Origin of the sequence: Synechococcus sp. R3-13 (assembly GCF_047462195.1) — a bacterium.
Lineage (GTDB): Bacteria > Cyanobacteriota > Cyanobacteriia > Thermostichales > Thermostichaceae > Thermostichus.
On record NZ_JANSIO010000071.1, the window covers coordinates 1 to 12,407 of the forward strand.

At 51.8% G+C, this 12,407-nt stretch carries 11 protein-coding genes and 1 tRNA gene; 7 read left to right on the forward strand and 5 right to left on the reverse strand.

The annotated features are described in order from the left end of the window. Nucleotides 1-20 precede the first annotated feature (20 nt). From NW856_RS02330 to NW856_RS02350, 5 genes are all read left to right on the forward strand, one after another. Nucleotides 21-105: transfer RNA gene (locus tag NW856_RS02330), tRNA-Ser, on the forward strand. A gap of 70 nt (nucleotides 106-175) precedes the next feature. Further along, on the forward strand, nucleotides 176-370 hold the full coding sequence (locus NW856_RS02335) for a hypothetical protein (protein ID WP_011433320.1): 195 nt from the start codon (nucleotides 176-178) through the stop codon (nucleotides 368-370). A gap of 145 nt (nucleotides 371-515) precedes the next feature. Beyond that, complete coding sequence (locus NW856_RS02340) at nucleotides 516-3,596, forward strand: anti-phage-associated DUF499 domain-containing protein (protein ID WP_414398899.1); 3,081 nt, start codon at nucleotides 516-518, stop codon at nucleotides 3,594-3,596. Next, nucleotides 3,593-4,270 carry an anti-phage-associated DUF3780 domain-containing protein gene (locus NW856_RS02345; RefSeq protein ID WP_083757646.1) on the forward strand — a complete coding sequence of 226 codons (678 nt, stop codon included), beginning with the start codon at nucleotides 3,593-3,595 and terminating at the stop codon, nucleotides 4,268-4,270. Before NW856_RS02340 ends, NW856_RS02345 begins: the two co-directional genes overlap by 4 nt. A gap of 38 nt (nucleotides 4,271-4,308) precedes the next feature. Further along, nucleotides 4,309-4,530, forward strand: coding sequence for a hypothetical protein (locus tag NW856_RS02350; RefSeq protein ID WP_011433323.1), 222 nt, complete (start codon nucleotides 4,309-4,311; stop codon nucleotides 4,528-4,530). A gap of 77 nt (nucleotides 4,531-4,607) precedes the next feature. On the opposite strand, the gene NW856_RS02355 is transcribed toward NW856_RS02350, so the two are convergent. Beyond that, nucleotides 4,608-4,961 (reverse strand): DUF5615 family PIN-like protein, encoded by a 354-nt coding sequence (locus NW856_RS02355; RefSeq protein ID WP_414398900.1) that lies wholly within the window; start codon nucleotides 4,959-4,961, stop codon nucleotides 4,608-4,610. Continuing rightward, entirely contained in the window at nucleotides 4,961-5,200 is a 240-nt protein-coding gene (locus NW856_RS02360; RefSeq protein WP_011433325.1) for a DUF433 domain-containing protein, read from the reverse strand. The genes NW856_RS02355 and NW856_RS02360 overlap by 1 nt, the downstream gene beginning before the upstream one ends. Before the next feature lie 52 nt (nucleotides 5,201-5,252). Between NW856_RS02360 and NW856_RS02365 the strand changes: the two genes are divergently transcribed. After that, entirely contained in the window at nucleotides 5,253-8,057 is a 2,805-nt protein-coding gene (locus NW856_RS02365; protein ID WP_414398901.1) for an anti-phage-associated DUF1156 domain-containing protein, read from the forward strand. Between the two features lie 21 nt (nucleotides 8,058-8,078). On the opposite strand, the gene NW856_RS02370 is transcribed toward NW856_RS02365, so the two are convergent. Both NW856_RS02370 and NW856_RS02375 read right to left on the reverse strand, forming a co-directional pair. Then, on the reverse strand, nucleotides 8,079-8,528 hold the full coding sequence (locus NW856_RS02370) for a HEPN domain-containing protein (protein WP_414398902.1): 450 nt from the start codon (nucleotides 8,526-8,528) through the stop codon (nucleotides 8,079-8,081). After that, a complete protein-coding gene (locus NW856_RS02375; protein WP_414357407.1) occupies nucleotides 8,488-9,003 on the reverse strand; it encodes a nucleotidyltransferase domain-containing protein in 516 nt (171 codons plus the stop codon). Before NW856_RS02375 ends, NW856_RS02370 begins: the two co-directional genes overlap by 41 nt. Nucleotides 9,004-9,105: 102 nt before the next feature. Between NW856_RS02375 and NW856_RS02380 the strand changes: the two genes are divergently transcribed. Next, nucleotides 9,106-11,817 carry a phospholipase D-like domain-containing anti-phage protein gene (locus tag NW856_RS02380; protein ID WP_414398904.1) on the forward strand — a complete coding sequence of 904 codons (2,712 nt, stop codon included), beginning with the start codon at nucleotides 9,106-9,108 and terminating at the stop codon, nucleotides 11,815-11,817. A gap of 94 nt (nucleotides 11,818-11,911) precedes the next feature. Here NW856_RS02380 and NW856_RS02385 read toward each other — a convergent pair. Beyond that, the coding region (locus NW856_RS02385) for a Uma2 family endonuclease (RefSeq protein ID WP_414398905.1) at nucleotides 11,912-12,407 on the reverse strand (496 nt) is incomplete at its 5' end.

Genomic DNA, 12,407 nt, shown 5'->3' on the forward strand with positions numbered 1-12,407 from the left:
CCTGGGGATCCCGGCAATTTGGAGAGGTGTCCGAGCGGTTTAAGGAAGCAGTCTTGAAAACTGCCGTGGTTGACGCCACCGTGGGTTCGAATCCCACCCTCTCCGTTTATCTTGAGGTAAAGCCCAACGGGTCGAAGCTACAGAGATTCACTGGCCCAGAGGGGGAGCTATCCACATGACCATCCTTGATTTATCGACCTTGACCACTCAACAGCTCAAAGACATAGCTTGGCAGTTGCGGGGCACTCCCGCAGTGGAGCCCATCTATCGGGAACTGGGATCCCGACCCAAGAGCATAGTGATTGCACCTGAAGATCCCCAGTGGACAGAAAAGGTTAACCAAATCCTCACAGAGGGATCCCCATCCTGACCGTCGCATCCCAAACAAGGCGGGACATGAATATCGAACAGCCGCCCTTGCCTGCCTGTGTCAGCTCTGCTAAATACTGAACACCCCCCACAGTTCCTTTAGTTGAAGAGAGGGTCACCATCTTGGGTAGCAGGAGCTAGCCGCAATGATTCCCACCGTCAAAGACGTTTGTCAAATTCATCCTATGGCCTTGAACTACGCCATAGTTGAGCAAATTGAAAATCTGTCGAATGTTATCGAGCATACAGCAGAGGATGCCCGGGCATTCTTCGCCAAAAACCACATTACCCGCGGGATGGATCTGTTGCTGCGTCAGGGGCTCAAACGGCTGGCAGGTCGCTCCGACCAAGCGGTGTTTGAACTCAAACAGGCGATGGGGGGTGGTAAAACCCACTCCATGATTGCCCTAGGGTTGCTGGCGCGGGATGCCGCTTTGCGTGCCGAGGTTGTGCCAGACATCACTCAAGATGCTCCTTTTGCCGACGCTAAACTGGTTGCCATCAATGGACGCCTCAAGTTCGAGCAACGGTTTATTTGGGGAGAGATTGCCCGGCAACTGGGGAAAGAAGAGGCTTTTGTCAAATTTTGGCAGCACGGAGCAGATGCCCCCAGTGAGCAGGATTGGATTGATTTAATTGGAGATGAACCCACCCTCATTCTATTGGACGAGCTGCCGCCCTACTTCGACTACGCCATTACCCGCATGGTGGGCGGAGGTACATTGGCGCAAGTGACAACCTACGCCCTATCGAACCTGCTGAGTGCCGCCTTGAAGTTAAAGCGCTGCTGCATTGTCATTTCCAACCTATCCGGCAGCTACGAAGGAGCCTCACGGGAACTGCAAAAAGCAATCGGTAACTTCGCTCAAGAAACCAACCGCCAAGCGCGATCCATCACACCGGTAGACCTGGGCACATCGGAAATTTACGACATTCTCCGCAAGCGGCTATTTAGCTCCCTGCCCAATGTACAAACCATTGATGCAGTTGCTTCTGCCTACGCAAAAGTGCTGGGAGATGCAGCCAGAGCCAAATCAATTGCCAAAACTGCCGAACAAATTGCCGCCGAAATTCATGCTTCTTACCCTTTCCATCCTTCGGTTAAGCACATCATTGCCCTATTTAAGGAAAACGAAAGCTACCGTCAAACTCGCGGCTTGATGCAGTTTGTTTCAAAAATAATCCAGTCGGTATGGGAGCGTCCCAGCAACGATGTCTACCTGATCGGTTGCCAGCATCTGAACCTCAACATCCCAGATGTGCGGGAAGAGATCAACAAAATCAGCAATCTACAGGGAGCGATTGCCCACGATATTGCGGCCAATGGCACTGCTGTCGCTGAACTGGTGGATCAAAAACTGGGCCATGATGCTGCCAGTCAGATTGCTGCCCTGCTGTTGACTGCCTCTCTGTCTGAATCAGTTGATGCCGTGAAAGGCTTTACCGAGGGGCAATTTTTGGAATACCTAGTAGCTCCTCAGCGGAATGTCAGCGAATTTCAGGATGCTTTTCAAGCGTTCCGTGCCAACGCCTGGTACCTGCACCGCAAAGAAAACGATGCTTGGTACTTTTCCAACATCGAGAACCTGCGTAAGCGCATTGATAGCCGTGCCCGCAACGCTCCCCAGCCGAAAATTGATGCGGAAATGAAGCGGCGGCTGGAAGAAATTTTCCGACCCCAACGGCGGATTGCCTATCAAGAGGTGCAAGCCCTGCCCAAAATTGATGAGATTCGCCTCAATGGCCCGCGGGTGTGCCTGGTACTCAGCCCAGACAGCAAAACACCCCCAGAAGAGGCCCAGCAGTTTTGGGAAAGTGTTCCCGAGAAGAACAACTTTTGTGTGGTTACCGGAGATGGCTCCAATCTGGCCAGCCTAGAAGACAAAACCCGTCGTTTGTGGGCCGTTGCCCGAGTACTGGAAGAAACCGGTGGAGACAAATCCCCCCACAAAGCAGAACTGGAGGAAGAGGCCGAACAAGCCGCCTACGACTTTAACGCCACTGTGGTCAGCCTGTTCAATCGGGTCTATTACTCCATCAAGGGCAAACTGACTCCTACCAAGCTCTCCATGACCTTTACGGGCAATACCTTCCATGCTGAAGAGCAGATCGAAAAAGCCCTATCCGATGTCGGTGCATCCAAGCTGTATGTCGATGTGGAAGCCAATGCCGAGGCGTTGCTGTCGCGAGCAGAAGACCTGTTGTGGCCGGCAGGGGGAGAGCGGCGTATCCCTTGGCGAGACGTGGTTTCCCGCACCATCACCAACGAGCGCTGGCCCTGGTTGCCCCCCAAAGGAATGGATACCCTGCGGCAGATAGCCGTCAGCCAAGGTCGCTGGCGGTACACCGAAGATGGATACATCGAAAAGGGGCCCTTTCCGCCCCCCCGCACATCCGTAGCCATCACCCAGCGAGAATACGATGACCGCACCGGTACGGCTACCTTGGAAATTCTGCCTCGAGATGCGGGCAAAAATGGCCGTGTTCACTACAGCTACACGCCCAATGTGGATGCCAACAGCCCTGTGGTGCCCGATACGATCTGGACAACCGATGCCACTGCCCTGTGGTTTGTCGCCATTGACCCGGATGGCCGGCACGAGACAGGGGATGTCTATGCTTGGAAGAATACGCTGACCCTCACCCACCAGCCTCGTATTGGCGGCGGCAAGCGCACCGTAGAGCTAACCGTGAAACCCCGTGGTCAAATTCGCTGGAACACCACGGGCATTAACCCACGGGAAGGCACCCTCTACACTGGCCCCATCGAACTAGAGGGATCAGAAGCCGTTACCATCTATGCCTACGCCGAAGATCAAGGGGTGAGCACCACTCGCAAATTCACGATCCCGGCGCTCGACCAAAAAGGGCCGGTGATTGACAAAAACAAACCGGCTAAGCTGCACAAGCGCCTCAACCTGCAAGGAAATAAGGCGAGTTATACGGCCATCAATCAGAGCAAGGCTTTGGGTGTGCGACTGGCGGGTGGGATCTCCCTAACCGTGGGGGAAGGGAACCGAGCCATCACCACCCGGTTTGGAAGCGATATGGTGGTAAAAGCGGAAGACATTGAGCAGTTTATTGCGATAGCACGTCAGGCTTTGGGCAATGAGACGGCAGAGGTGAGTCTGCGCTTGGACGACCTACACTTCAGCAGCGGCCACGATTTGGAAGTCTTTTTGCATCGGTTGGAAATCAATCCTGAGCCGGGAGAGGTAGAGCAGTGAGCGATAAAAAATGGGAGACGGTGGGGTTCGGCTGTCCCAAAACCGTTGATCCCCACCACTTTGTGGTCGAAATACCTGCCGGCAGAACCGCTCCTGTGCTGATTTACGAAGTCTATGGCATCAAGGCGGGCATCAACGGACAGCCGGACATTGCGGAGCGCTGTGTTCTCAGCCGGTCTATCTGGAGCCAGATTGCTGAGGATCTCAAACAAGAGTTTAATGACCGCCTGCGGGCGAAAAAAATGAATCCGAGCCGTTGGACAACTGGCCGCAACCTCGTAGAACGTCTGCTGGGGAAGGAATTGCTGGTGCTGGCTTGGGCAGTAGAACGGGCCAAACCGGAGGCGATCCCCAATGCCATTCGCAACTGGAGAGGGCTGCGTCCAGAAGAGCGCTGGTGGCTTTACACCATGACAGCAGCGGCGACAGGGGGTGTCGATCACGGGAATATCGGTTGGCGCAAAGCCCTGCGCTATGCCCTCACAGAAAATCCCTTGACGGAACTGAGTGTGCCCACTCCGGTCAAGCGCCCATACCAGCCAGCTTGTTCCGATAGCTTGCGTAGCGAAGCCGTAGAAGCCGATCAACTCAGCCTGTTATCCTGCTTGCAAGAAGATCCCTCGCCCTTTTGGGATAGTGAAGCAACCATTGGCACGACAAAGCTAAGAGATTAAGTTATACTAGATAAAACCGCCTATTTGGGAGAATGCAAATGATGACAGAACTGCTGGAGAAAGCGATTAGCAAGTTAAAAGCTCTACCCACAGAGGAGCAAAATGCAATTGCCAGCCTGATTCTTGATGAGCTAGAAGACGATCAGCGATGGGAAGAATCCTTTGCTTCTTCAGCGGATATGTTAGCAAAACTCGGTGCCGAGGCAATAGCCGAGTATCAAGCAGGCAAGACGGAAGAATTAAACCCCGAAACACTGTGAAATCTCGCACCACTGCCCAGTTTCGCAAGTTGTTTAACGCTCTTCCAGAGTCCATTCCAGATTTGGACAAGCTAGACTTACAAAGGACGCTGTCGCACTTGATTGCGCTCGATCACAGTAAACATCCCTTCCAGTACCAAGTTTTTATCGCCGATCAACTTTAGCAATTGCTGAGCTGGTTCTTCTGGCGTACTCGGCTGGTAACGAAAGTAAACCACAGATGCTCTTTCTCGGGAAGAATAACGAAAAATTAGTTCTCCATAATCCCGATCAAAAGTCAATATAATCCGCTTCTCTTGTGCAGCTCTAGCCAAGACCTCGAAATCTTTAGTACCTGGAGCTTCCTCTGAGAGCGATGCCACATCTAAGCCAGCATCTCGCAATAGACAGATACTTAAGCGTGGAAAATTTTCATTGACGAGAAATTGCATCAACTGACTTTATCTGAAAAACTGTAGAAGTTCATTTCACGCATACATTCTTGGATATAGCTAAACATAGCCCTAAGTGCTTCTGGAGTCAGCGTAGGGTAGTTTTCCAAAATCTGCTTTTCCGTCCAGCCTGCCGAAAATAGCCCCAAAATAAATTCCACCGATAGGCGACTTCCTCTGAAAACTGGCTTACCCAGGAGAATATCGGGATCCGAATGAATATAGTCTTCCCAGTTCACGGCTTAGGGCCCTAAGAGCTACCATGATCGATGGTATCGCCGGAGATCTCCCTTGTCCATTATCCCCCTTGCTTGGAAAGATAAGCCGAGTTTGATCGAGCGGCTCTTGCCTGCCCAAAAAATCAGCGCCGAAGCCCAAAAAGAACGCAAAGCAAATTTGGGACAAACCCTCACCGCCTTGGGAAGTTACTGGAAAGGGCGCAAACCCCTCATCCTCGCCAAAGCCTGTGTGTTGGGAGCATTATTGCCTGCCACCGATAACCCCGAAGCCGATCTGGAAATTTTTGAATTGCTGATGGGCATCGCCGACAGCAGTTTGGAACGGCGTTTGAAATCGCCACGGGACAAACTCAAATTGGCGCAACGCTCTTACCTGGAAAAACTGGAACTCTGCAAACGGCCGGAAGAATGCGACGATGCCACCCTCTACGGCCCCATCTGGGAACGGGTGAATGAACATTTGGGTACCGATGCCCACAGCTTTCCGGAATTGGTGGAGCAACTGGGGATCTTGCGGTTTGGCCATCGCCCGCGGGTGGGAGATACCTTCTGCGGCAGCGGCCAAATCCCCTTTGAAGCGGCCCGGCTGGGCTGCGATGTCTATGCCAGCGACCTCAACCCCATCGCCTGCATGCTCACCTGGGGCGCGCTGAACATCGTGGGAGCCGATGCCGCCACCCGCCAAGCAATCGAACAAGCCCAAAAAGAAGTGGCAGAAGCAGTGGATCGGGAAATTACCGCCCTGGGCATCGAACACGACGAACAGGGCAACCGCGCCAAAGCCTATTTGTATTGCTTAGAAACCCGTTGCCCCCATACGGGCTGGATGGTGCCAATGGCTCCCAGTTGGGTGATCAGCAAAACCCGCAATGTGGTGGCGAAGTTAATCCCCAATTACGACCAAAAACGCTTTGAAATTGAAATTGTCACGGGAGTGAGCGAAGCGGAAATGACCGCCGCCGCCAAAGGCACCGTGCAAAAGGGCGATTTGGTGTACGTGCTGGATGGGGAAGAATACCGCACGCCGATCAAAACCATTCGCGGCGATTACCGCCTGCCCGATGGCACCACCGGCAACAAACTGCGCCGCTGGGAAAAACACGACTTTATGCCCCGCCCGGACGATATTTTTCAAGAACGGCTGTATTGCATTCAGTGGATAACGGCGGAAACCTTGGGCCAAAGCCGCCAAGAAACCTTTTTTGCCAGCGTCACCCCCGCCGATTTGGCACGGGAACAAAAGGTGGAACAAATCGTGCGGGAAAACCTGGCCGCCTGGCAGGAAGCTGGCCTGGTACCCGATATGGCGATCGAACCGGGGGAAGAAACCACACGCCTCGTTCGCGAGCGGGGCTGGACGTATTGGCATCATTTGTTTAACCCACGGCAGATATTTTTACATCAGTTATTTCAATCAAGTTTATTAAACAAGAACTCAAGAACATTTTTATTATTTGGTTCAATTAGCGCTCTCGATTGGAATTCAAGATTATGTCATTGGCATACTAGCTGGGAAAAACCTGAAAACACATTCTATCAACAGGCATTGAATACTATGTATACTTATGCAATACGGACAACAGCTTTAGATAAAAACGCAAGATTTCCTTCTTATAAAAGGGATTTGCTGAATGGAGAAATAAAAGTTATTCATGCTCTGTCCGCCAACAACTGTAATGCTTTTAGTGATATTTTCATCACCGATCCACCGTATGCCGATGCGGTGCATTACCACGAAATCACCGAGTTTTTTATTGCGTGGTTGCGAAAGAATCCACCCAAAGAATTTGCCCATTGGGTGTGGGATAGTCGCAGAGCTTTAGCCATTCAGGGCAAGGGGGAAAAGTTTCGGCAGGACATGATTGCCGCCTATACTGCCTTGGCAAACCACATGCCCGACAACGGCTTGCAAATCGTGATGTTTACCCATCAGGATGCGGAAGTATGGTCGGATATGGCCAGCATCATGTGGGGATCCGGGCTGCAGGTTACCGCGGCTTGGTACATCGCTACGGAAACCACTTCCGAACTCAAAAAAGGCGGGTATGTGCAGGGTACGGTGTTGCTGGTGGCCCGCAAGCGCTTGCAAGATACTTCTGCCTATCGGGATGAGCTGGCGGAAGAGGTGCGGCAAGAAGTCGCCCGTCAAATTGAAACTATGGTGGGGCTAAATCAAAGCACCCAAGGCAAGGGGCGCACCGAAAACCTGTTTGAAGATGCCGATTTGCAAATGGCAGGTTATGCGGCAGCGTTGCGGGTATTGACGGGCTACCGGCGCATTGATGGACAGGATATGGTGGCAGCAGCCCTGCGCCCCCGACCCAAAGGCGAAAGAGATATCGTTCGGGAAATTATTGATTATGCCGTGCAGGTTGCCAATGAGCATCTTGTACCTGAAGGCATCGCGCAGGGGGTGTGGGAGGGGTGCTGTGGTGCAGAGCGCTTTTATCTGAAAATGATGGAACTGGAAGCGGTAGGGCTGAAGAAGCTGGACAACTACCAGAACTTTGCCAAGGCATTTCGAGTTGGCGACTATGGCGAATTGATGGCCTCTCAGCAGCCCAACAATGCCCGACTCAAAAATGCTCTAGACTTCAAGAAGAGCAGCTTTGAGGGCGAATTTGGCCGCTCAGCACTGCGAGCCGTTTTGTTTGCTCTCTACGAACTGCAGAAAGAGGCGGATAGCGATGAGGTGATGGAACACCTGCGGTCTTTGGTGCCCAACTACCACATGCGCCGGGATGATTTGATGGCTTTTTGTCAATACATCGCCCGCAAGCGAGAACACCGCTATCCAGAAGAGTCCTCAGCCGCCGGGATCTTGCTCGCCCTTATCAGAAATGAACGCTTGGGTTGAAGAAGAAGTTATAGGATTAACTCACTCACAAGTTGTATTGTCAGGGCTTCCTTCAAGCTCAGCATCTGAGTTAAAGTATTTCTCAACAATCGACTTTATTTGGTTAACATAAGCTATAGCCTTGTCCGCATTTTTTTGTTTGTAGTATTCCAAGGGGACAATATCTACAGCTCCATAAAAAGCCAACTCCCTATCTTTGCGCATCTCAAATGATATGTTTTCCAGCAAGGCTATTTCCTCGTCAGAAAGCTCTGGGAACCGTTCTCTATTTTCTGCTACTTGGCCACCAGGGTCATGGGTTTTGCCGTAGTTTATTCCCTTAATGATTAGGCAAGCTTTGATGAATAACTCAATGATTTCTTGGCACATCCGAACTACATCAGCGTAATCGCCAACCTCATAGAAGAATGACAACGCTTGGATGCGATAATTAGCCCTTTGATAGTAGTCTCTTGCTAATTTCTTTCTCATCGTTATTCACCCAATAGGGGATCCCCCGGCATACTTTATACGTAATTAAACTGTCACAGATGAGTTGATTGACTATATCCCTGATCTGCGTGATGCAGTTCTGCTTTTCATAGATGATGTGGTGGTTGGTAGCCACTTCATAAGTCAAGCTGGCTGGCCTGCATAGCTCTGTGGGCTTTAGCAAGATAAAGTTTATCTCCAAGCCAAGAAGTTTTTCTAGATCCCTGCAGGTAGGAAGCAGTAAGTCATCTCTGCTTCTGCAATCGGGTATATTCTCTGCAATTACTAATAAATCGAGGTCAGAGCCGTGAACCCATGAATTATTGGCGCGGGATCCATAGACAACAATAGCCCACAGATCCGAGCCAAAGACGGATTGAATTTTCTCTTGAATAAGCCGCGCTTGTGCTTCGGATATTCCTATGCTGCGCTTCTCTCTGCCCTGAAAGCCTGCAGACTCTTGTACGGTTGACATGGCTACCTTGCGCTGATCAGCTTATTCTGCAAAGACGCTGCTTGCGCCTTCGGCTGCTCATTTTAAGGCTAGAGTATTGTTACAATTTTACCCCAGCCCGCCATGTCCAGCACTTCTTTCCTACGCCGTTTCAGTTCCCGCCAGCAGCGGCTCAGCCATGTCTTTCTCAAAGATCGCCTGGCAAAGGCACGCACCTACAAGCGCATTGCTGGGTACTTTCGCTCTTCTATTTTTGAATTGGTGACTGAAGAGATTACACACATCGAGCAGGTGCAGATCGTCTGTAACAGCGACTTGGATCCCTGGGATATTGCCATCGGCAAAGCTTCCCGCCAGGCCAGAGAAATGGCGCTCAAAGAAAAATGGAACGAAGAGAAAGGAGAATTGATCACCAGCCTATTACAGCGCCCCCGCTACCGTCAACTTTACGAAATCCTCAAAAGCGGCAAAGTGGAAGTGCGAGTGGTGTCAGCCGCAGATGCCCCCTTTCTCCACGGCAAAGCAGGTGTTATTGAGGCAAGAGATGGCACCAAATCTGCTTTTATCGGCAGCCTCAACGAAACGCGGCAGGGATGGCAAGAGCATTACGAAATTGTCTGGGAAGACCAGTCGCCAGAAGGGGTTGCTTGGGTCGAAGCGGAGTTTCAGTACCTGTGGGAACGGAGTGTTCCTCTGCCAGAAGCGATTGTGGAAGAGGTGGGGCGATTATCTCGCAAGGTAGAGGTATTTCTTCAAGACTTGCAACCTGTCGATGTTCCTGGAGCCGCATTGGTGGAAGCCCCTCTCTATCGCCGGGGTGAGGTTCTCAAACCATGGCAGCAGTCGTTTGTGGAAATGTTCCTGGAACACCGAGAGCTGTATGGTGCAGTGCGACTCATTCTGGCAGATGAAGTGGGGCTGGGTAAAACCTTGTCTTTGGCGGTTGCGGCGATGGTGGCGTGCCTTTTGGAAGATGGGCCAGCCTTAATTCTTTGTCCGGCTACCCTCTGCCAGCAGTGGCAAGTGGAACTCAAAGATAAACTGGGCATTCCCTCTGCTGTGTGGCTCTCCAACCGCAAGGTATGGCAAGATGCCAATGGGCACATCATCAAAACCAAGGGTGCTGAAGGTATTGGCCGTTGCCCCTATCAAATTGGTATTGTTTCTACGGGTCTCATCTTTCACAATGCCCCCGAAGCCCAATGCCTTTTGGAACGACGCTTTGGCACGATTGTCCTGGATGAGGCCCACCGCGCCCGCTGTACCCGTGGTGTCACGGTAAGGGATCCCAAACCCAACAATCTCTTGGACTTTATAGGCAAGGCGGCCACCCAGTCCAAGCACGTCCTTTTGGGCACAGCCACCCCCATCCAAACCCATGTTGAGGAACTGTGGGATCTGCTGGGAGTGCTCAACAGCGGTGCCGAGCATGTGTTGGGACGACGGCATCAGCAGTTGTGGCAGCAGACGCAAAGGATCCTGCCCATCTTGACAGGACAACAAGCAGTGACCGACGAGCATTTTGCCTGGAATTTGCTCCGCAATCCTCTGCCGCCATCTGTTGAGGATCCCTTGTTTGACCACATCCGCAGCGATCTGAAGCTCTTCAAAGGTCAACACTTCACAGATAAGCCCCTGACGGAATTGGAGGACTTCACCCGCCAAGAACTGCGAGATGCCCTGGAAGAGCGCCAACAGGGGCTGACTTTTTTCCAGCGACACAACCCAATTCTGCGCCATACCGTATTGCGAAAACGCTCTACCTTGGAAGAATTGGGCTTGCTTGAGCGGATTGCCGTCGATATTTGGCCGAGCGAGGGAGAGCAATTGCCCATGTTCTGTGGGCTGGGTTTGCTCACTTCTCCCGAATTTGATGTGGCCTATGAAGCTGCCCAAGATTTTGCTAGGGCTTTGAGACAGCGTACCCAATCCGCTGGGTTTATGAAAAGCATCATGCAAAGCCGGATCTGCTCCAGTATTGCCAGCGGCCTATCTACGGCTCAGAAACTACTGGAAAAGCGGCGTTTTTTTGAGGAGGACGGAGAAGAAGATTGGCTGTTAGACAACCTTCCAGAGATTTTAGAGGCAGAATATGCCCATTTGGAGCGCATTGTTAGCGTCTTGAGCCAAAAGAGCACGGATCCCAAACTCGATGCCGTCCTCTATTTCCTACAGGAACGACACTGGCTGGACTTGGGATGCATCATTTTCAGCCAGTATTTTGATACCGCCCATTGGGTGGCCAACAACCTGAGCCAACGTCTGCCTCAAGAAAGTGTGGCTCTCTATGCAGGCGCCCACAAGTCGGGTTTGTTTTTTGCCGGAGAATGGCGGAGCGCAGAGCGGGAAGATATCAAGAGAGCCGTGCGAGAGCGTACCATTCGGCTGGTGGTGGCCACCGATGCTGCTTGTGAAGGTCTGAATCTCCAAACTTTGGGCACGCTGATCAACATTGATCTCCCTTGGAATCCTTCCCGCCTAGAGCAGCGCATCGGGCGGATCAAGCGCTTTGGTCAGACCCGCGACCGTGTGGACATGCTCAACCTGGTGTACCACGGTACCCACGACGAAAAGGTATACGAGGTGCTTTCTCAGCGGATGAAAGATCGCTACGACTTGTTCGGTTCTTTGCCCGATACTATCGAAGATGAGTGGATTGAGAATATCGAAACTCTGGAGGCCAAATTGCAGGAGTTTACAGAGCGCAAGAAACAGGCCAACGCTTTTGAGCTGCGCTACGCAAGCACAGTTGAACCCAAAGGTCCAAGATGGGAGACCTGCGAAAAGGTGTTGTCCCGTCGGGATATTGTGGAACGTCTTTCAGAAGGGTGGTAGCCATATATCAGCCAATTCGATATGCTTCTGCCAATGGGCTGGAAAAAGTTGCCTCTGACCACGAGTTAATACGGGCGGAAGTGCCTTGACCATGCTAGGCTCCAGCCCGAAAAATCTGCTCAGCCGTGAGGTTTAATTCAGGGAAAACTTTAGAGCGAATCCGGTCATTGCCCCGAAATAATTGCGCCTGATATTCCTCATTGACCAGTTGGAAAACCGAGATTGTGGGAACCTTCGGCTCGCCAATGTACCGACGACCCCCCAACGCTTGGTAGTCAACGATCCAGTATTCGGCAATACCTAACGTCTCGTAGTCACTCAGCTTATGCCAGTAGTCATCTCGCCAGTTGTTGCTGGTAATTTCAATGACAAGAGGAATAGAGGTTCCGTGGATGAGCGTCGAGGATTTCTGCCACAGGGGTTCTCTGGCCAAGGCGGTACGGTCAATCACCACCCCATCAGGAGCGTAGGCAGTATCGCCTTCCGGCGCCTTGATCAAGGTGTCCCGACCTAGAAAATAGTTGAGGTTGCACCTGCGGATTTCTAATGCCAATTCGATGGCAAGAAAACCACTGATTTCATCATGTTTC

Bases quoted from the DNA above. Each gene is read 5' to 3' on its own strand.
- NW856_RS02335 (WP_011433320.1), top strand. From the start codon at position 176: ATGACCATCCTTGATTTATCGACCTTGACCACTCAACAGCTCAAAGAC.
- NW856_RS02340 (WP_414398899.1), top strand. From the start codon at position 516: ATGATTCCCACCGTCAAAGACGTTTGTCAAATTCATCCTATGGCCTTG.
- NW856_RS02350 (WP_011433323.1), top strand. From the start codon at position 4,309: ATGATGACAGAACTGCTGGAGAAAGCGATTAGCAAGTTAAAAGCTCTA.
- NW856_RS02355 (WP_414398900.1), bottom strand. From the start codon at position 4,961: ATGCAATTTCTCGTCAATGAAAATTTTCCACGCTTAAGTATCTGTCTA.
- NW856_RS02370 (WP_414398902.1), bottom strand. From the start codon at position 8,528: ATGAGAAAGAAATTAGCAAGAGACTACTATCAAAGGGCTAATTATCGC.
- NW856_RS02375 (WP_414357407.1), bottom strand. From the start codon at position 9,003: ATGTCAACCGTACAAGAGTCTGCAGGCTTTCAGGGCAGAGAGAAGCGC.
- NW856_RS02380 (WP_414398904.1), top strand. From the start codon at position 9,106: ATGTCCAGCACTTCTTTCCTACGCCGTTTCAGTTCCCGCCAGCAGCGG.